At 55.8% G+C, this 20,430-nt stretch carries 13 protein-coding genes; 5 read left to right on the plus strand and 8 right to left on the minus strand.

What is annotated here, in order from left to right; translation table 11 throughout:
• Positions 1 to 12 precede the first annotated feature (12 nt).
• Entirely contained in the window at positions 13 to 540 is a 528-nt protein-coding gene (gene rppH / locus JK216_RS09100) for an RNA pyrophosphohydrolase (RefSeq protein WP_212707730.1), read from the minus strand.
• A 683-nt stretch (positions 541 to 1,223) separates the two neighbouring features.
• On the opposite strand from rppH, the gene mutH reads away from it, so the two are divergent.
• The 4 genes from mutH to JK216_RS09120 all read left to right on the plus strand — a co-directional run bounded on the left by mutH (position 1,224) and on the right by JK216_RS09120 (position 4,337).
• Complete coding sequence (gene mutH / locus JK216_RS09105; protein WP_212707729.1) at positions 1,224 to 1,910, plus strand: DNA mismatch repair endonuclease MutH; 687 nt, start codon at positions 1,224 to 1,226, stop codon at positions 1,908 to 1,910.
• 59 nt (positions 1,911 to 1,969) lie between these two features.
• Positions 1,970 to 2,680, plus strand: coding sequence for a TerC family protein (locus JK216_RS09110; protein WP_212707775.1), 711 nt, complete (start codon positions 1,970 to 1,972; stop codon positions 2,678 to 2,680).
• 187 nt (positions 2,681 to 2,867) lie between these two features.
• On the plus strand, positions 2,868 to 3,086 hold the full coding sequence (locus JK216_RS09115; RefSeq protein WP_249213036.1) for a YgdI/YgdR family lipoprotein: 219 nt from the start codon (positions 2,868 to 2,870) through the stop codon (positions 3,084 to 3,086).
• Between the two features lie 210 nt (positions 3,087 to 3,296).
• Entirely contained in the window at positions 3,297 to 4,337 is a 1,041-nt protein-coding gene (locus JK216_RS09120) for an NADP(H)-dependent aldo-keto reductase (RefSeq protein ID WP_212710397.1), read from the plus strand.
• A gap of 42 nt (positions 4,338 to 4,379) precedes the next feature.
• On the opposite strand, the gene lplT is transcribed toward JK216_RS09120, so the two are convergent.
• The 7 genes from lplT to JK216_RS09155 form a co-directional block, all read right to left on the minus strand.
• The gene (gene lplT, locus JK216_RS09125) at positions 4,380 to 5,591 is read right to left on the minus strand and encodes a lysophospholipid transporter LplT (protein WP_212710398.1); all 1,212 of its coding nucleotides are present in this window, start codon (positions 5,589 to 5,591) and stop codon (positions 4,380 to 4,382) included.
• On the minus strand, positions 5,584 to 7,749 hold the full coding sequence (gene aas / locus JK216_RS09130) for a bifunctional acyl-ACP--phospholipid O-acyltransferase/long-chain-fatty-acid--ACP ligase (RefSeq protein WP_212711551.1): 2,166 nt from the start codon (positions 7,747 to 7,749) through the stop codon (positions 5,584 to 5,586). Before aas ends, lplT begins: the two co-directional genes overlap by 8 nt.
• Positions 7,750 to 7,921: 172 nt before the next feature.
• Positions 7,922 to 9,355, minus strand: a complete 1,434-nt coding sequence (locus JK216_RS09135; protein WP_212711550.1) for an efflux transporter outer membrane subunit — start codon at positions 9,353 to 9,355, stop codon at positions 7,922 to 7,924.
• Between the two features lie 3 nt (positions 9,356 to 9,358).
• Entirely contained in the window at positions 9,359 to 12,460 is a 3,102-nt protein-coding gene (locus JK216_RS09140) for an efflux RND transporter permease subunit (protein WP_212711549.1), read from the minus strand.
• Entirely contained in the window at positions 12,457 to 15,648 is a 3,192-nt protein-coding gene (locus JK216_RS09145; protein ID WP_212711548.1) for an efflux RND transporter permease subunit, read from the minus strand. The genes JK216_RS09140 and JK216_RS09145 overlap by 4 nt, the downstream gene beginning before the upstream one ends.
• A complete protein-coding gene (locus tag JK216_RS09150) occupies positions 15,648 to 16,856 on the minus strand; it encodes an efflux RND transporter periplasmic adaptor subunit (protein WP_212711547.1) in 1,209 nt (402 codons plus the stop codon). The genes JK216_RS09145 and JK216_RS09150 overlap by 1 nt, the downstream gene beginning before the upstream one ends.
• Before the next feature lie 297 nt (positions 16,857 to 17,153).
• On the minus strand, positions 17,154 to 18,908 hold the full coding sequence (locus JK216_RS09155) for a penicillin-binding transpeptidase domain-containing protein (protein ID WP_212710401.1): 1,755 nt from the start codon (positions 18,906 to 18,908) through the stop codon (positions 17,154 to 17,156).
• Positions 18,909 to 19,411: 503 nt separating this feature from the next.
• On the opposite strand from JK216_RS09155, the gene galR reads away from it, so the two are divergent.
• The gene (galR, locus tag JK216_RS09160; protein ID WP_212711546.1) at positions 19,412 to 20,425 is read left to right on the plus strand and encodes an HTH-type transcriptional regulator GalR; all 1,014 of its coding nucleotides are present in this window, start codon (positions 19,412 to 19,414) and stop codon (positions 20,423 to 20,425) included.
• Positions 20,426 to 20,430: the final 5 nt, after the last annotated feature.

Consider the following 20,430-nt stretch of genomic DNA (forward strand, 5'->3'; position numbering starts at 1 on the left):
CAGCGGCATGCCCTATCCTCTTTTTCTTCGGCCGGAGGGTTGACTGCGTTGCAGTGAATTTTCCGTGACAGACATCACTACGGTAGCGAACTCTTTCATCACCCGACGATAAACATCACGTTTAAAAGAGACCACCTGGCGAACCGGATACCAAAAACTCACCCATCGCCAGCCATCAAACTCGGGGGTACTGCTTCCCTGTACGTTAATGGCACCATCATGAGATTGCAGCTGTAACAGAAACCATTTTTGTTTCTGGCCGATGCACACCGGCCGGGTATCCCAACGCACCAAACGTTTTGGCAACCTGTAACGCAGCCAGTTGCGGGTCGATGCAATAATTCTGACATCTTTACGATGCAATCCGACTTCTTCGAACAATTCGCGATACATCGCCTGTTCCGGCGTTTCCCCGGGGTTGATACCTCCCTGGGGGAACTGCCAGGAATGCTGTCCAAAGCGCCTGGCCCACAATACCTGTCCCTGCCTGTTACAGATCACAATCCCAACATTCGGGCGGTAGCCATCATCATCGATCACCAGACTACCTCAAATCTATCTTCAGATAGCCTGATTGTTTCATACTCCTTACAGACGGTAAACCATTGGCTGTCAGGGTTTCATCAGAATAATTCCGGAATAACTCACAATTCTTAGCCAAGTTATAAACAGCAGCCGGTAGCCGGAGACAATTTTATGCACCTTTTCTGTGGATAGCTTTGTGCAGAACGCGGGAATTTAATGAATAATAGACCAGTAAAACCCGATTCCCCATAAAAAAAGACAGAAATAAAACACTTAAATTACAAATAGATAATTAATATAAGCGCGATAAAAAAAGCCGGATTAGCTGCCAGCGATAAAGATAACTTAACTCACTGAACAAAAAATAACCACCGGCATTTTTATCCACAGTTTATGGTGATAACTTATCCATTACTGCCTGAAAAATGGCACAGGGTGGCAAAGTCAAGGCTGTAAATCGAACCAGTAGTCAGGTTAATACACAGTTATCCAGTTTTTCTGTGGATAACTGGGCGGATAATCCTGTTTATTATCGATGACAACAGGGTATAAACCGGTCACAGGTCAGAGGGTACAACCGAAAACGGATTAAAAAACCATGATTAATCATGCTATTATTAGCTTTATCCCCGATAATTTATTCTGCAGATCCGCGCCTGTACCACGGCGAGTGTTTTTTAACCAACTCATGAGGCCGAATGTCTTATTCTCCTGAACCTTTGTCTGCGCCGGAAAGCGAACAGATCTTAATGCAACGGGCCTGTGCATTGGCCGGACAATCGATGGAAGAGCTGGCCGGCAGGCTGGGGATAACCGTGCCTGCCGACTTGCGCCGCGATAAAGGCTGGATTGGCACATTACTCGAACGCCACCTCGGTGCCAGTGCCGGCAGTAAAGCAGAGCAGGATTTCTCCCATCTGGGGATTGAACTGAAAACAATCCCCGTTGACCGTCTTGGCCGGCCGCTGGAAACCACCTTTGTCTGCGTAGCCCCCCTGACCGGTAATAGCGGTGTTGACTGGCAACACTGCCATTTGCGGCATAAACTTTCATGTGTACTGTGGATGCCGGTGGAAGGCGACCGCGCAATTCCGCTGAAAGATCGCCGTATCGGCAGCCCGCTGTTATGGCGTCCTTCGGCGGAAGAAGAACAGCAACTGCGCGCAGACTGGGAAGAACTGATGGAGATGATCGTATTGGGCAGGGTAGAGAATATTACCGCCCGCCACGGTCAGTACCTGCAAATCCGTCCCAAAGCCGCCAACAGTAAGGCCCTGACTGAAGCTATTGGCCCGCAGGGGCAGCCGGTACTGACCCTGCCACGGGGTTTTTACTTAAAGAAAACCTTTACCGGCCCGCTGCTGGCCCGTCATTTTTTACTTTAGTCAGGGAATACTGCCCGGTTATACTCTTCGTTTAGCTTTTGTTTAGGATTGATGTGAGTATGTTCGAGTGGATTGCGGACCCTAATGCCTGGCTGGCGCTCGGGACACTGATTGTTCTGGAAGTCGTTCTCGGTATCGACAATATTATTTTTCTTTCACTGGTGGTGGCAAAACTGCCTGCACACCAGCAAAACCGAGCCCGCCGTCTGGGTCTGATGGCCGCCATGCTGATGCGGCTGGCATTGCTGGCCTCAATTGCCTGGGTTGTACGCCTGACTACCCCCCTGTTCACCCTGTTCAGTCATGAGTTTTCCGCCCGTGACTTGATCCTGCTGGCCGGAGGACTGTTCCTGATCTGGAAGTCCGGCAAAGAAATTCATGAAACGATTGAAGGCGGTGAAGAGGTCAGAGCCAGTCGCGTACATTCATTCTTCGGCGCGATTGTGCAAATCATGTTGCTGGATATCATTTTCAGCCTCGACTCGGTGATCACTGCCGTCGGGCTGTCCGATCATCTGTTTATTATGATGGCGGCAGTGATCGTGGCGGTGATTATGATGATGTTTGCCGCAAAAGCGATCGGCGAATTTGTCGAGCGTCATCCGACCATAAAAATGCTGGCGCTGGCTTTTCTTATCCTGGTCGGTTTTACCCTGATGCTGGAAAGTTTTTCGGTGCATGTTCCCAAAGGCTATATCTACTTTGCGATGTTCTTTTCAATGGGTGTCGAATTACTCAACCTGCTACGCGGCAACAAAAAAAACCACTGATCGTAGCCGCCCGCGAAACAGCGTGCCGCCCGTCGCGGCACGCTGCTTTTGTTACTCAGCCCGTGAATTTTGTTGCCTGCCTGATGTTTATTGCCTGTTTCAGACCCGTCTGGTTTGTTTACTGCACAGAAATCATTTATTACTGATAGCGGTAACGTATAAATTTACGTCGGGAGACAAGATGAAAATGATAAAAATCACCGCACTGTGCGGTGTATTACTGGGGACCGTTCTGTCAGCCGGTTGCAGCAGTCATTATGTTATGGCCACCAAAGATGGCCGGATGATAATGACCGACGGTAAACCACAAATCGATAAAGATACCGGGCTGGTACAGTATACGGACGAAGCCGGCAACAAAATTCAGATTAACGGCGACGATATCTCCGGCATTATCGAACGCTGACGCTGTCCGGCCGGAACACCCGCCCGGCCGCTGCACATTATCCATACCGTCTCCCTGACTTAATCCGCGGAATAACCTGACGAGCCGGTAACACTGCCGTCACCACTCAGCGCGGCCCGGCGACACTTCCCGTAACACGCCCTGCTGTAGACTTGCCCCCGGTGCCGGTGTAGATTTCCCTTAACCCATCATGACAAAAGGAAGCCAGCCATGCTCTACCATCGTATTCCCCATAGTTCGCTGGAAGTGAGTCAACTGGGTCTGGGCACCATGACCTTCGGCGAGCAAAACAGTGAAGCCGATGCCCATGCCCAGTTAGATTACGCGCTCAGTCAGGGCATTAACCTGGTCGATACGGCAGAAATGTATCCGGTCCCTCCCCGCCCTGAAACTCAGGGGCTGACCGAGACCTATATCGGCAGCTGGCTGAAAAAAACCGGTCACCGCGACAAAATCATCCTCGCCAGTAAGGTCGCCGGACCGGCACGCGGCAGCGATGCCCAAATCCGCGCAGGCCAGGTGGTGGACCGCAAAAATATTCGTGCCGCACTGGATGCCAGCCTGAAACGGCTGAATACTGACTATCTCGACCTCTATCAGGTGCACTGGCCACAACGCCCGGCCAACTTCTTTGGGCGTCTCGGCTACCAGTACACGGAAGAAAATATCCCCGTTACCCTGCTGGAAACCCTGGACGCGTTATCAGAACAGGTCCGCGCCGGAAAGATCCGTTATATCGGTGTTTCGAATGAAACCCCCTGGGGAGTGATGCGCTATCTGCAACTGGCAGAAAAGCATCAGTTACCGCGGATTGTCACCATCCAGAACCCGTACAGCCTGCTGAACCGCAGTTTCGAAGTGGGACTGGCCGAAATCAGCCAGTACGAAGGGGTGGAGCTGCTGGCCTATTCTGCTCTGGGCTTCGGCACCCTGAGCGGTAAGTACCTCAACGGGCAACAACCGGCCAATGCCAGAAATACTCTGTTCAGCCGTTTTACCCGTTATTCGGGGCAGCAGTCTGCTGAAGCAGTCGCTGCCTATGTCGCGCTGGCAAAACAACACCGGCTCGACCCTTCACAGATGGCACTGGCCTTTGTTCGTCAGCAACCGTTTGTCGCCAGTACTCTGCTGGGGGCCACCACACTGCAACAGCTGAAAGCAAATATCGACAGCGTTAACCTCAGCCTGAGCAGTGAACTGATGGAGCAGCTGGAAGCCATCCATCGCCGTTATACGTATCCGGCTCCCTGACCGATTTTGCACTGCGGCCCCGGCCGCGGTGCAGCCTCTGACTTACTGCCGCACCGCAGATTTACCGCGCCACTGCCAGAGCCATAAACCGGCAATCGCCAGCGAAAACAGCCCGCCAAAAGCCATCCCGGTAACAATGACTGAGGCCCCGAGCCGGATGGTCAGGGTATACAGGGCCAGTAGCAGCAGCATGGCAATATTCTCACCAAAATTCTGTACCGCAATCGCCGGACCCGCGCCGACCGACTCTCTGCCACGCACCTGTAATAATGCATTCAGGGGCACCACAAACAGTCCGCCACAGACGCCGAGCAGTAACAGCCAGAAACCACCGCTATACTCATGTGTGCTGAGGGTAAACATAATCACCAGTCCGCCAACCAGTATCCCCGCCGGTATACAGCGCTGAGTATGCTGCAGTGAAATTAGCTGTTCTGCCAGCAACGCTCCGCCGACAATCCCCACCGCGACCATCCCGTTCAGCAGCGTCGCGGTTTTATTATCAGTGATCCCCAGCACCACCGGAACCCACAGTACCAGCAAAAAACGTAAGGTGACCCCGGCTCCCCAGAATAAACTGGTGCCGGTTAACGAAAAACGGGTATCGCTATCCTGCCACAGGCTGACGGCATCATGGCGGAAGCGTGACAGCAGCTGCCGCCAGCGCCAGTTTTTGTCCGGTGTGGCTGCCCGTAAGCCGGGTATCAGCATATTAGCAACCACCGCCAGAGCGTAAATCACCGCGCATAACAGTAACGCGGTGGAAATATGCCAGTCGGCCAGCAGGCCGCCGGTTACCGAACCGAGCAGAATAGCGACGATGGTCGAGCTTTCCATCAGTCCGTTCGCCCGGATCAGTTGCTGTTTATCGATCAGTTCGCCGAGAATACCGTATTTGGCGGGCGAGTACGCCGCCGCACCAATCCCCACCAGCCCGTAACCGGCAAAGGGATTAACACCGAGACCAATCAGTACCGCACCGGTAAATTTCAGCCCGTTCGCCACCATCATCACCCGGCCTTTGGGAAAACTGTCGGCCAGCTGTCCGACAAACGGTGCCAGCAGGATATAAGCCACCACAAACACTATCTGCAGTACCGGCTGAGTCCAGTCCGCATAGCTGTCTTTTTTCATCAGTGCCAGGGTGGCAAACAACAGGGCATTGTCGCCGAATGCCGAAAAAAACTGTGCCAGTAATACCGGACGTAAGCCAGAAGCCCTGCCAGCAGCAGTGCCTGAGCTTAATTCATTCATTGTTATTTCCGTTTTCGGCTGGCGTCGCCGCCAGCGCTTTCAGTTGCAGGTAGTCGGGTTTACCGCTGCCCAGCATCGGCAGCGGTGACAGAAAGCAGATATCACGCGGCACATTTAACTCGCTGTAGCCGAGTTCACGGCTGGCCTCTAATAACCGCTCGCGGGTTAATTGCGGATCGCTGGTAAACAGCACCAGAGCCTCACCCCGCAGGGGATCATTTTTCAGCGAAGATGCATGTTGATACCCGGCCGACACCCGCAGAGCCAGGCTTTCGGCCACCTCCAGCGACACCATTTCACCGGCCAGTTTGGCAAACCGTTTCACCCTGCCCTGAATCTGGCAAAAACCGTCCTCATCAAAACTGACAATATCGCCGGTATCGTACCAGCCCGGCTCTTTGACCCCTTCGCCGTTATCCGCCACCGGCGGTTCAATCACCCCGGGCGCTTCCAGCCGCAGGTAGCCTTTCATCAGGTTCGGCCCGCTGACCTGCAGACGGCCACCGTTCTCTATGCCCGGCACCGAAATCAGCCGGAAGTCCATGGCCGGTAAAATACGGCCAACCGTGGAGAAGCGGGCTGCCATCGGCACATTAATCGACAGCACCGGCGCACATTCTGTCGCGCCATAGCCTTCGAGGATCCGCAGGCCAAACTTTTCCAGGTACAGATCACGGGTCGAATCACGCAGTTTTTCGGCCCCGGCCACCACATAACGCACTCTGGCTAAATCATAAGGGTGGGCAAACTGCGCATAACGGGTCAGAAAGGCCGGGGTGCCAAACAACACGGTACAGTTACGGTCGTAGACCAGCTCAGGGATCACCCGGTAATGCAGCGGGCTGGGGTAGAGGAAAGTCTCAGCCCCGGTAAACAGGGGGGTCAGCATGCCGACAGTCATGCCGAAGGCATGGAATAACGGCAGGGATGACATAAAACGGTCCCCTGGCCGGAAATCTGCCACCGTACGGATCTGTTCAACATTGGCCAGCAGACTTTTATGGCTGTGAACGACACCTTTCGGGTTGCCCTCCGAGCCGGAGGTAAACAGGATCATCGCGGCGTCTTCCGGCTGCTGTGCGGCCTGTGCCCGGCCGGGCACCAGCAGATGCCAGAGAACCCACAACTTATCGCGTAACTGCAGCGCCGGTTTCAAATCTTCCAGATACACCCAGCTGACCCCGCGGATCGCCTCCGTCAGATGCCACAGTTTGCCTTTCTCCAGAAACTGACGAGAGGTAAAGATGGTGGTGATCTGTGCAGCCGTTACCGCCACCTGTAATCCGTTAACCCCTGCGGTATAGTTCAGCATCGCCGGCACACGGCCTGAGAGAATTGCCCCGAATACCACCGCCGGGGTCACAGCAGTATTCGGCAGTAACAGACCCGGGGTCGCACAGGGCGGACAGTGTTTATCCAGCAGCCGGGCCACCCCGAGCATTTTTTTCAGTAACCCGCGGTAGCTGTCGGGTGTAAAGCGGATATCTTCCACACAGGCCCGCCGCCAGCCATAACGTTTGGCCGCACTCAGGTAAGCGTCAAACAGGGTATGTCTGGGACGGACCGCCATTCTCGCTTCCATCATAATATGGTGCAGATGCTCCCCGGCCAGTGCTCTGCGCTGTCTGGCACTGCCCGCAGACGGCATAGGAATACGGGTAGCGGGTAACACATGCAGAGCAATGTCCGGAAAAGCACGGCGGCGGATGTCACCACTTTTACGGGCAAACCAGCTGAACTCTGCCCCTTCTATCCTGACGGGAACCACACTGGCACCGGTTTTCGCCGCCACAAAACCGGCACCGCTGTATACCTTCATTAATGAGCCGGTCACGGTGATCCGGCCTTCCGGAAAGATAACCACCGGTCTGCCCTGCTCTGTAAGACGGATCAACTGTTTGACTGACATAGGTTTCAGCGGATCGAGGCTGACCACATCCACCAGCGCGCCCAGCGCTTTCATATACCAGCTATCGGACAGGCCGGACCAGACTGCGAACACCGGTTTTACCGGTAAAAACAGCCCTAACAGGATACCGTCGAGGAAAGAAACATGATTAGGGGTGATCAGTACGCGGGGATTATTCAGTACCGATAAATCACCGTGCAGCCGTACCCGCCATAGCAAGCGGCACAGGCCACGCAATAAGCTAAACATTCTCTCTCCTTAAGATTCAAACCGCAATATGACGGATTAAACACGTTTGTGTCGCCGTAAACAATTCCCCGACAGAAAATGTCGCTTTTTCGGTGGCAAAATGTGCTGCACCTCAGATTCCCGCGCCGCGGGCACCTGAGGCACACAGGTTATTTCAGAAAGGGATCAGCAATTACTGATGACGGGATTCCGCCGTGTCGGGCAGGGTCGCCCTGTCCCAGCCGCCGCCCAGCGAGGTAATCAGCGCCACGCTGGTGACCCACTGGCTGCTCTGTAATGCCAGCAGGCTCTGGCGGGCACTGAGACTGCTGTTTTCCGTGGTCGCCACATCGAGGTAGTCGATCATGCCGGCATTGTACTGGTTACGGGTCACCCGCGCAGACTCCACGGCAGCATCAGTGGCCTGTTGCTGCGCGGCAATTTCCTGTTGCAGGGTGGTCAGTTCCACCAGGTTATTCTCCACCCCCTGTACCGCCGTCAGCACCGTCTGGCGATAGGTCGCTACGCGGGCATCATAGGCTGCCCGCGCCTGGTCAACCGCCGCCGTGGTGGCACCGAAATCCAGCACCGTCCCGCTCAGCTCCGGCCCCAGAGACCATACCCGCTGCGGTAATGAAAACAGGTTGTGTAATACGGATGAGGTAAACCCGCCGCTGGCACTGAGGGTCAGGTCGGGGAAGTATCCGGCAATCGCCACCCCGACCGCCGCATTGGCAGCCGCCACATTACGTTCGGCATAGGCGATATCCGGACGACGTTGCAGCAGGCTGGCGGGCAGCACAGACGGAACCGGCGGCAGTGTCGCCTGTAACGGCGCGGCTGCAACCGAGAACTGTGACGGGGTTTTTCCGATCAGCAGGGCCATGGCATGTTCCAGCTGGGCACGCTGCCAGTGATAGTCGAGTGCCGATGCCTGCGCCGAGGACAGCTGCATCTGTGCCTGGGCCAGAGTGCCGCGATCCTCACTGCCGGCCTGATATTTATGGGTAATTACCCGTAAATAACCTTCATAAGCAGCGATACTTTGCTGATACAGGGCAATACGCTGGTCAATAATCCGTAACTGAAAATAGTCCTGTGCCAGTTCCGACTGTGCACTGAGAGTGGCATTAGCCAGTTCGGCGGCGCTGGCTGCCGCTGAAGCGCGGTTCTCTTCCAGCTGACGTCGCAGTTTTCCCCACAGGTCCGGTTCCCAGCTGGCGCTGAGACTGGCTGAATGACTGTCAGACAGACGCTGAACCGGCGAACTGCCACTGCTGTGACTGGCGGCACGGGAAGACCCGGCACTGGCGGTCAGGGCAGGAAACAGGCTGGCTTTGGAAGACGCCGCCAGTGCCTGTGCCTGCCGGTACTGTGCCATATACATGGCAATATTCTGGTTAGAAATCGCCACCTGTGGCATCAGCTGATCCAGCAGCGGATCATGGTATACCCGCCACCACTCCCCTTTCGGCCGGTCATCCTGTGGACTGGCCTGCTGCCAGCCTTTGGCTTCTTTAAACTGCAACGGAATATCGGCCGCAGGACGATGATAATCCGGCCCGGCCATACAGCCGCTAAGCAGTAATACCAGACAGAGCGGAGTCAGTTTTTTCGCAAATTTCATCGGTCAGGATCCTGAGGCCCGTACACGGTGCCATTGTCGTTTGGTGGCCCGGCTTAACCGGTCCAGCCACAGGTACACCACCGGGGTGGTAAAAAGCGTCAGTAACTGGCTCAGGGCCAGACCACCGGCAATTGCCAGCCCGAGGGGACTGCGTAAGTCTGCATCCCCGCCGTGGCCCAGAGCCAGAGGCAGTGCCCCGAAAAACGCGGCCAGTGTGGTCATCATAATCGGCCGGAAACGGTGAATACAGGCCTGCATTATTGCCTGCTGCGGGCTGAGCCCCTGCTTACGCTCCGCCTCCAGCGCAAAATCGATCATCATAATGGCATTCTTTTTGACAATGCCAATCAGCAGCACAATGCCGATCAGCGCAATCACTGTCAGCTGAGTATGGGTTAGCAGTAATAACAGTAAGGCACCGACCCCCGCCGACGGCAGGGTCGAGAGGATCGTCAGCGGATGAATATAACTTTCATACAGCATTCCCAGCACGATATACACCGCCGCCAGTGCCGCCGCAATCAGCCACGGCATAGTGGCCGTCAGGTCGCTGAACGCTTTGGCGGTGCCCTGGAAACCCGCCTGGATGGTGCCCGGCAGGGCAATCTTCGCCATCGCCTGTCTGATCAGCCCCTGAGCCTGTTCGAGGGATACGCCGTTGGCCAGGTTAAAAGCAATAGTCGTGGTCGCCGACTGTCCCTGATGGGCCACCGACAAAGGAGCATTGCCGCCGCTGAAACGGGCAAAGGCCGATAGCGGGATCCGATCACCGCTGTTATTAATCACATACAGGTGTTGCAGCTCAGACGGGTCGCTGGTCGCGCTGCTTTGCAGCATCATCACCACATGGTACTGGTTGAGGGTTTTGTAGACAGTGGCAATCTGCCGCTGGCTGAACGAGTTATTCAGCAGGGTATCCAGCATACTCACGCTGACCCCTAACCGGCTGGCACGGTCGCGGTCAATATCAATCATCACTTCCTGCCCGCCGGTCTGTGAATCAGAATCCACACTGGTCAGTTGCGGAATGGCCCGTAATGCGGCCGTGACTTTCGGTGTCCAGAGCCGTAACAGGTCGAGGTCATCGGCCTGCAGGCTGTACTGATAGGTGGCATTGGCACTGCGCCCGCCGATATGCAGGTCCTGGGCCGCCATCAGGAACATCTGAGCCCCGGCAACCTGGCGGGCTTTCTGGGTCAGCCGGTTTGCCACCTCGGTGGCCGTCGCCGTGCGCTGGTTAAAATCTTTCAGCCGGATAAAGAAGTTCGCCGTATTTCGTGAACCAAACATCCCGCCGCCCATTGAGGACATCACAGTGTCCACCGCCGGGTCGGCACGGATAATCTCCGTAAACTGCTCCACCTTCGGCTTCATTGCCTGGAAAGAAATATTCTGATCCGCACGCACCGCCCCCATCAGCAGCCCCGTATCCTGGTCGGGGAAAAAGCCTTTCTGCACGACAGAATAAAGGAACAGGTTCAGCAGAATGGTCAGCAGCAGACTGAAAATGGTCAGTTTCTGATGCGCCATCACCAGCCGCAGTGCCCTGGTATAGGCATTCAGCAGCCGGTTAAGCTGCTGCTCTGTCCAGCGAAATACCGGATGCACCGGCCGTGTGGCCGGGGGCTGGCGTTTCAGTAACCTGGCACAGAGCATCGGTGTCAGGCTCAGGGAAACCAGCATGGAGATCACCAGAGAGACTGACAGGGTGACGGCAAATTCGCGGAACAGACGTCCGACAATCCCGCCCATCAGCAGAATCGGGATAAACACCGCAATCAGCGAGACGGTCATGGACAGGACCGTGAAACTGACTTCCTGCGCGCCCCGCACCGCCGCCCGTACCGGCCCGAGTCCGGCTTCGATATGGCGCATAATATTTTCCAGCACCACTATCGCATCATCCACCACAAATCCGGTGGCAATAATCAACGCCATCAGTGACAGGTTATCGAGGCTGTACCCCAGCAGATACATCACCATACAGGTGCCAATCAGTGACACGGGTAACGCCAGGGCCGGAATGACCACCGCCCGCCAGTGACGTAAAAAAACAAACACTACCCCGATCACCAGCAGTACCGCTGTCAGCAGAGTTTCTTCTGTATCGTACAGCGAGGCGCGGACCAGAGGGGCCCGGTCAATGACCAATTGCAGATCTGTATCGGCCGGTATCGAAGCCCGTAACCCCGGCAGCTGCGCTTTGATGGCATCAATCGTTTGCAGCATATTGGCACCGGCCTGGCGGGTGATGCCGACCATCACAGCCGGTTTACCGTTCAGAAAACCGGCGCTGTATTTATCCTGAACCCCGTCATAAACCGTCGCCACATCATGTAAACGTACCGCAGTGCCGTTCTGATAACGGACAATCAGGTTCCGGTAGCGGGCGGCACTGTCCAGCTGGCTGTTACTGTCAATAGACCAGGAAAGGCTATCGCCCTGCAGATAGCCCTTCGGTAAGTCGGAGGTACTGTCGGCGACGGCACGGCGTACCGCATCCAGCGAAATTCCGTAATCGGTCAGTTTTTCCGGCTGCAGGTCAATACGTACCGCCGGTAAAGAGCTGCCCATCAGAGACACCGAGCCTACGCCGTTAACCTGCGACAGCACCTGTTCGACCTGACTTTCCGCAATATCGTAGAGTTCACCGGGCGTCCGGCTGGAGGAGGTCAGGGCCAGCATCACAATCGGTGCGTCAGACGGGTTAGCTTTCCGGTAGGTCGGCAGCGACGGCATACTGTCAGGCAGCAGGCTGCGGGCCGCGTTAATCGCCGCCTGAACATCCCGTGCCGCACCGTTAATATTCCGGCTCAGATCAAACTGCAAAATAATAGTGGTGGAGCCCTGAGAACTGTCGGACGTCATTTCCGTGACCCCGGAAATTTCGCCCAGCGCGCGCTCCAGCGGGGTGGCCACCGTGGCCGCCATCGTTTCGGGGCTGGCCCCTGGCAGGCTGGCACTGACCATAATGGTCGGGAAATCCACCTGCGGTAACGGGGCCACCGGCAGCAGCCGGTAACCCAGCGCCCCGAGCAGCAGGATCGCCATCGTCAGCAGCAGCGTGGCAACCGGCCGGAAAATAAACAGCCGGGTAATACTCATTGCCCCTCCCGCGAGTGTTGCTGGCGGCGTTTAATAAAGCGCTGACCACGTCGCGACCACCCGTCAAACCACAGATAAATGACCGGGGTGGAGAACAGGGTCAGCACCTGACTGACAATTAAACCGCCGACAATCACCAGCCCCAGCGGCTGACGTAATTCAGCGCCGGAACCGCTGGCCAGCATCAGTGGCAGAGCACCGAGCAGGGCCGCCATGGTGGTCATCAGAATGGGCCGGAAGCGCAGCAGGCAGGCCTGATGGATCGCCTCACGCGCCGACAGATGGCGGGTTTTTTCCGCCTCAAGGGCGAAATCAATCATCATAATGGCGTTCTTTTTCACTATCCCAATCAGCAGGATCACCCCGATTAATGCAATCAGACTGAATTCCGTACCGCTGAACAGTAACGCCAGCAACGCGCCGATCGCCGCCGAAGGCAGGGTCGACAGGATGGTCACCGGATGAATAAAGCTCTCATAGAGAATCCCCAGTACCAGATACATGGTCAGTAAGGCGGCAAGGATCAGCCACAATGTATTACCGGTGGCGCGCTTAAAGGCCGCTGCCTCACCCTGATATTGCAGGTTAACCGATGCCGGTAATTTCAGTTGCTGGCTGACTTCGCTGATCGCCTGCTGCCCCTGTTCGATGGAGTAGCCCGGATTGAGATTAAACGACACCATAACCGCCGGATACTGGTTCAGACGCATATTCATCAGTGCGCCTGGCCGCTGGTGGAGGGTAGCGATTGACGTCAGTTTCACCATCCCGCTGCGGGTGGTGGTCGCGGAGCTGCTGCTGTCCGCGGAACTGCTGCCGGAGGACGATGAATCCGTCGCCGGTGACGTACTGTCGGTCACTGAGGTTGGCAGATAAATATCGTTCAGTGACTGCGGGCTATTCTGATACTGCGGGGCCACTTCCAGTACCACCCGGTACTGGCTGGACTGGGTGAAAATCGTCGATACCAGTCGCTGGCCGAACGCATTATACAGCGCCGTATCCACGTCGGAGGCGGTGATCCCCAGTCGCGACGCTTTATCACGATCTAAATCCAGATAGGCAATCCGCCCCTGATCCTGCAGATTACTGATCACACTGTTAAATTCAGGGCGTTTCTCCAGTGCTGCCACCAGCTTCGGTGTCCAGCTGACCAGGGTTTCACTGTCCAGTGAGGCCAGGGTGAACTGATACTGACTCGGGGTGACCTGATCGTTGACGGTCAGATCCTGAGCCTGCTGCATATAGAGTTTAATCCCCGCGACCTGCTTCGCCGCCTGCTGTAACTGCTCAGTCACCTGCGCCCCGCTGAGGCTGCGTTGTGAAAAAGGTTTCAGGTTAATCTGCAACCGCCCGCGGTTAAGGCTGGTATTGGTGCCGTCAATCCCAATCACCGACGTCAGGGACGCCACCGCAGGATTTTTCAGTATCTGCTCAGCCAGTGCCTGTTGCTGACGGGACATTTCACGGAATGAAATATCCTGGGAAGCCACGGTCACCCCCTGGATCAGTCCTGTATCCTGCTGCGGAAAGAAACCTTTCGGCACCAGCAGATACAGTACCGCCGTCAGGGCAAATGTCGCCAGCGCCACCAGCAGGGTTATTTTCTGATGGCGGAGAACCCCCCCGAGTAACCGGTCATAGCCGCGGATAATACGCTCAAACACGGCCTCGCCCTTACGGGCAAAGCGGGACTGTTTCTGTGGCGGGATATGGCGCAGCAGATAAGCACAGAGCATCGGTGTCAGGGTCAGTGACACTACCAGCGACACCAGAATCGATACCGCCAGGGTAATGGCAAACTCGCGGAATAACCGGCCGACCACGTCGCCCATAAACAGCAGCGGGATCAGCACCGCAATCAGAGAAAAGGTCAGAGAAATCAGGGTAAAGCCGATTTGCTGCGAGCCTTTCAGGGCCGCTTCCATCGGCGGTTCGCCCTCTTCCAGCCGTCGTGAAATATTTTCCACCACCACAATCGCATCATCAATAACAAACCCGGTGGCAATCGTCAGGGCCATCAGCGACAGGTTATTCAGGCTGAAACCGAGCAGATACATCACACCGAAAGTGCCGACCAGTGACAATGGCACCGCCACACTGGGGATCAGGGTCGCCGACAGATTACGCAGGAACAGAAAGGTCACCATCACCACCAGAGCCACCGATAACAGGAGTTCAAACTGTACATCGGCTATCGAAGCCCGGATGGTCCGGGTGCGGTCAGAGACCACCGACAGTGTCACCCCGTCCGGTAATGCCGCCTGCAGTGACGGCAGCTGATTTTTAATACTGTCAACCACCTGAATAACATTGGCACCCGGCTGACGCCGGACATTAATGATAATCGCCGGTTTATTGTTAACACGGGCGGCCTGAAAGCGGTTTTCCGCCCCCTGCGTAATGGTGGCAATATCTTTCAGCCGCAGGGCGGCGCCGTTTTGCCAGGTGAGGATCAGATTGGCGTATTGTTGCGGGGTTCTCAGCTGGTCATTGGCGTCGATAGTCACCGAATGATATTTACCGTCAAATCCGCCCTTAGAGCCATTAACATTACTGTTATTAATCAGCGTGTTCACATCGGCAAGGGTCAGATTATGGGCTGCCAGCGCCTGCGGGTTTAACTGCACCCGAATCGCCGGCTGATTCCCCCCGGCCAGGCTGACCATCCCTACCCCGTTAATCTGTGACAGTTTCAGCGCCACACGGGTATTGACCAGGTCCTGCACCTGCGTCAGGGGCAGGTTATCGGCGGTGGCCGACAGGGTGATCACCGCCGTATCTGCCGGGTTCACTTTTTTATAGGTCGGAGGGTTCGGTAAATCATCAGGCAGCAGGCTGTTGGCGCTGTTAATCGCGGCCTGCACTTCCTGCTCAGCCACATCCAGCGAAATATCCAGCCCGAAGCGTAAGGTGATCAGTGAAGATCCGCCGGACGTCTCCGATGTCATCTGGCTGAGGCCGCTCATTTCTCCCAGATTACGTTCCAGAGGCGCGGTCACCGACGTCGACATCACTGTCGGGCTGGCCCCCGGATAAAGGGTGGTCACCTGAATGGTCGGGTAATCGACCTGCGGTAATGCCGACACCGACAGAAAACGGTAGGCGAACAGGCCGGATAACAGAATACCGGCCATCAGTAAAATGGTGGCGACCGGTCGCTGAATAAAGAGTCTGGACGGATTCATTAATTACCGGCCTGCGGCTGTCCGTGGCTGTCCGCGGCCGTATTGGCCGGATCATTGGCTATCGAGACTCTGGCCCCTGTCGTCAGACGATCAATGCCGTCGGTCACCAGACGATCGCCGGGTTTCACACCGTTCAGCACTACCTGCTGGTCACTGCCATAGGCAGGCCCGGGAGTGACGGCGGTACGGGTCACCGTATTATCGGCATTGATCACAAACACAAAACTGCCGTCACTGCTCAGTTGCACGGCCTGCGCCGGGACGACGGTGGCATGTTTCAGAATATCCGTTTGCAGCCGCAGGTTAACAAACTGGTTGGCATACAGGGTTTCATCCTGGTTAGGGAATGTCGCTTTCAGCTCAATACTGCCGGTACTGGTATCAATGCTGTTACTCATAAACCGCACCTCCCCCTGTGCCAGCGGAGTGGTATCGTTCTGGTCAAACGCTGTCGCCGGTAACGGCTGGTCATGATGCAGCTTTTCCACCAGCCGCGGAATATTGCTCTGGGGCACACTGAAAGTTACCGCCGCGGGCTGCATCTGGGTAATGGTTACTATGCCGGTGGTCGAGGCGCTCTGGATCATATTCCCCGGGTCAACCAGCCGCAGACCGACCCGGCCGCTGACCGGGGCGGTGATTCTGGCATACCCGATATTCACTTTCGCACTGTCAATCTGTGCCTGATCTTCCTGCACTGCACCACTGTACTGGCCGACAGTCGCCTGCTGGCTTTCCAGATCCTGGCGGGATAATGAATCCTCAGCGAACAGCTTCCGGTAACGGGCAAGGGTTAAACGGGCATTGGTCAGCAAAGCCTGATTCTGCGCCAGTGCCCCCTGATACTGGGCCAGAGTGGCGCGGTAACCACGGTCATCAATTTGTGCCAGCAGCTGTCCGGCGCTAACCCGCTGCCCTTCGGTAAAAAACACCTTATCCAGCTGGCCTTCCACGCGGCTGGTCACAGTAACGCTGGCATTAGGGATAACCGTACCGGGTGCACTCAGGTAGACGGGGACATCCGCTTCACCGGCCTGGCCGGCATTGACCAGGGTGGGTCCGCCAAAACCGTGCCCGCCCGGCCCTGCGCCGCCGCCCGCGGAAAACCAGACCCGCCAGACCACGCCGCCGATAACCACACACAACAGCAGTAATAACAGCCATCTCAGCCAGTGATGTCGAACCGGTTTACTTATGTTATTTGTCATCAGATTTCGTGATTATCAGAGAAAGAGGACACAGCAGACAGAAGCCATATTTGTGCAGTAAAGTGAACATATTAACCGGTGTATTATTGACAATTACTGTGCTGTTTTTCCACCGGCAAAACGTAAGGTTTTGGTTAAACCTTGTAAGGACAACAGGTTACCTACCCTGTTACTCAGGCTGGCAGAGGGCAGAAAATGGTGCGGATACGGACGATAAATATCAGAAAAAACAGACTGTCAGTGCCGACCGTCCGGCCGCCACACCGCAGATGTGGTGGCCGGTGATAAAGCCTGTGCTCAGTGTGCGGTAACAGGCGCGGGCGCGGAAGCAATATCCGTATTGGTGCTGTACAGGGCATCCGGCGGTACATTCAGATACTTAAGTACCGGGCCGATAATATTACCAAATACCGGCGCGGCCACTGAGCCACCGAAGTGTGCCCCCGCCGTCGGGTGGTTAATCATAATCACCAGTGCCACCACCGGATGGCTGGCCGGGGCGACCCCTGCGGTGTAGTTAATATAACCGCCATCATATTTACCGTTACTGCCCATTTTTTCTGCAGTACCGGTCTTAATTGCCAGACGATAGCCGGGCACCGCTGCGCGTACCCCGGAGCCGCCGGGCAGTGCATCACTTTCCATCATATGCACCACACTGCGCACCACATCATCGTCAGCCACCCGCGTGCCCTGCACCGGAGGCGTTACTTTGGTTATCGACAACGGACGGTAGACACCAAATGACCCGAGGGTGGCGTATTCGCGGGCAATCTGCAACGGCGTGACACGCAGCCCATAGCCGAACGAAAAAGTCGCCCGTTCGATATCAGCCCAGCGCTGGCGGTGCAGCGGGAAGTAACCGGTACTCTCTCCGGTCAGGCCTAAGTCGGTGGGACGTCCCAGCCCGAAAGAGCGGTAAGTATTGACTAACACATCCGCCGGCATTGCCAGAGCTATATGGGAGACCCCGATATCACTCGATTTCTGCAAAATACCGGTCATGGTCAGACGCGGCCAGTGGCCGACATCGCGGATCAGATGCCCGTTAACCGTATATGGCGTGGTATCCAGTACCGAATCAGGCCGCACCAGATGACGCTGCAAACCTTCCATCACAACCAGCGGTTTAACCGTAGAGCCGGGTTCAAAGCTATCGTTAATCGCCACGTTACGCATCTGAACCGGCGTTGCATCGTCATAATTATTCGGGTTATAGGACGGGTAAGATGCCATACCGAGGATTTCTCCCGTATCCACCCGTACCATTACTGCGGCCCCGGAATCGGCCTGGTTAAGCAGTACCCCGTCGCGCAGTTTGCTGTACATGGTGTACTGGATATATTTATCAATACTCAGTTGTACCGTCGGCGGCTGGGTCGGTGGCTGGTAACTGATCATCGAGATAATATTGCCGTGACGATCCTGGCGGTACTTCTCTTTGCCGGGCTCGCCCTGCAGAATTTTATCAAAACTGCGCTCTATTCCATTCAGGCCGCTGTTATCTGCCCCGACAATACCGATCAGCGGCGCTGCCGCATCACTCATCGGGTAAAAACGGCTGTCATCATAGACACTGGAAATCCCGGCCAGATGCAGTCCGGAGATATCTTTGGCAATCCCCAGTTCAATTTTTCTGCCGAGGTAGAGAAAACGTTTTTTCGGGCTGGCGGTGATCGCCGCAGCCAGCTCTGCCGGACGTAAGTTCAGTGCCGACGCCAGATACGTCCACTTAGCGTCATAAAAATCCGGATTAGCTTCCAGCACTTTCAGGGGGTCAGCGATAATGTCGCGGGAGGGGACACTCAGGGCGAGAGTATCGCCATTACGATCCAGCAAGGTGCCGCGGTTAGTCGGCAAAACCACTTCACGCAGGGAGCGCTGGTCGGCTTCTTTTTCCAGCATCGGGCGATCCAGCAACTGCAGATCACCGACCCGCATAATCAGGAAGACCAGGCAAGCGACCACACCGAGGCACACCAGGCGAAATCGAAAAGGGTTAAATGTTGCTTTTGTCTGGTCTTTTCCCAGCGTCTTCTTGGTCCGGGGCATAACATTCCGCTGAATTATAAACAATTAAGGCGTATTAACCCTGTCTTATAATCAATTTACCCGCAGGATCACAGCGAAAGTGTGTATCAGTTGGTAATCGTTAAGCAGGGTAAACATTGACAGCATATCAGGCTACGGGAAGAAATGAGAAACCGCGGGCAAAAAAAAACCTGCGCGTCAGCGCAGGCTGGTGTAATCAAATATGTTTGATGTTCACCCATCAATACCTCTGGGACTGTTAATCTACCCGTTAATGGCTGCGCGGCTCCACAACATAAACGCAACAGTTATCCGCAAAATGTAAGCAGCTATTTAGAGATTAACGCTTTAAATACATAATCCTGCGGCTGCCGGCCGTCCGTATCCTGCCCCGGGGTCTGCCCGGTAATACCGGCCGCAGACAGCCTCCGCCAGCGGCCCTGCTGCGTCTTATTCCCTTGCAGTGGATGCGCTTTTCCGTAACACTGGCCCGATGTGTAAACGCTTTACCGGAAAAAAAACCAATGGCTACCATAAAGGATGTTGCCAGACTGGCCGGTGTATCAGTCGCCACTGTCTCCCGGGTGCTCAACCACTCGCCAAAAGCCAGTGACGCTTCACGTCAGGCCGTGCAGGACGCGATGCAGCAACTGCATTACCAGCCCAATGCCAATGCCCGCGCACTGGCACAACAAACCGCCGCCACCCTCGGCCTGATCGTCGCCGATGTCTCCGACCCGTTTTTTGGCGCGATGGTAAAGGCCGTCGATGAGGTCGCCAGCCAGACCAATAACTTTCTGTTGATCGGTAATGGCTATCATGACGAGCACCAGGAGCGGCTGGCCATCGAACAGCTGATCCGTCATCAGTGCGAAGCCCTGGTGCTGCATGTCAAAAAAATTCCCGATGATGAACTTTCAGAACTGATGCGCCATATCCCCGGTATCGTACTGATTAACCGGATTCTGCCGGGCTTTGAGCAGCGCTGTGTGGCGCTGGATGATAACTACGGTGGCTGGCTGGCAACCCGCCATTTAATTCAGCAGGGCCATGAGAATATCGCGTTTATCTGTTCCGACCATGCGATTTCCGATGCCAGTGACCGGCTGGAGGGCTACTACCGGGCGCTCAGCGAACATCAGATTCCGCTAAACCCGCAGCTGATTGCTTACGGTGACCCGGATGAAACCGGCGGTGAGCAGGCGATGATCCATTTGCTGGCGGAGGGGAAAGCCTTTACCGCCGTCGCCTGTTATAACGACTCGATGGCGGCCGGGGCGCTGGCCGCCCTCAATGATAACGGTATTCAGGTTCCGCGACAGATGTCGCTGATCGGCTTTGATGATGTGCTGGTTTCGCGCTATGTGCGGCCGCGCCTGACCACCATCCGTTATCCGGTGGTGACCATGGCCCGGCAGGCTGCCTCGCTGGCACTGGCATTATCAAAACAGCAGCCAGCCCCGCAAACCACCCATCTGTTCCACCCGACACTGGTGATCCGTCACTCGGTGGCCACCTGTAACGACGCGCCGGGCTAAAGACC

Source organism: Tatumella sp. JGM94, assembly GCF_018257595.1.
Lineage (GTDB): Bacteria > Pseudomonadota > Gammaproteobacteria > Enterobacterales > Enterobacteriaceae > Tatumella > Tatumella punctata.

What these genes read in the sequence shown, in the direction of transcription:
- mutH (WP_212707729.1), top strand. Translation starts at nt 1,224, where the DNA reads ATGTCTTATTCTCCTGAACCTTTGTCTGCGCCGGAAAGCGAACAGATC.
- JK216_RS09110 (WP_212707775.1), top strand. Translation starts at nt 1,970, where the DNA reads ATGTTCGAGTGGATTGCGGACCCTAATGCCTGGCTGGCGCTCGGGACA.
- JK216_RS09115 (WP_249213036.1), top strand. Translation starts at nt 2,868, where the DNA reads ATGATAAAAATCACCGCACTGTGCGGTGTATTACTGGGGACCGTTCTG.
- JK216_RS09120 (WP_212710397.1), top strand. Translation starts at nt 3,297, where the DNA reads ATGCTCTACCATCGTATTCCCCATAGTTCGCTGGAAGTGAGTCAACTG.
- lplT (WP_212710398.1), bottom strand. Translation starts at nt 5,591, where the DNA reads ATGAATGAATTAAGCTCAGGCACTGCTGCTGGCAGGGCTTCTGGCTTA.
- aas (WP_212711551.1), bottom strand. Translation starts at nt 7,749, where the DNA reads ATGTTTAGCTTATTGCGTGGCCTGTGCCGCTTGCTATGGCGGGTACGG.
- JK216_RS09135 (WP_212711550.1), bottom strand. Translation starts at nt 9,355, where the DNA reads ATGAAATTTGCGAAAAAACTGACTCCGCTCTGTCTGGTATTACTGCTT.
- JK216_RS09140 (WP_212711549.1), bottom strand. Translation starts at nt 12,460, where the DNA reads ATGAGTATTACCCGGCTGTTTATTTTCCGGCCGGTTGCCACGCTGCTG.
- JK216_RS09145 (WP_212711548.1), bottom strand. Translation starts at nt 15,648, where the DNA reads ATGAATCCGTCCAGACTCTTTATTCAGCGACCGGTCGCCACCATTTTA.
- JK216_RS09150 (WP_212711547.1), bottom strand. Translation starts at nt 16,856, where the DNA reads ATGACAAATAACATAAGTAAACCGGTTCGACATCACTGGCTGAGATGG.
- JK216_RS09155 (WP_212710401.1), bottom strand. Translation starts at nt 18,908, where the DNA reads ATGCCCCGGACCAAGAAGACGCTGGGAAAAGACCAGACAAAAGCAACA.
- galR (WP_212711546.1), top strand. Translation starts at nt 19,412, where the DNA reads ATGGCTACCATAAAGGATGTTGCCAGACTGGCCGGTGTATCAGTCGCC.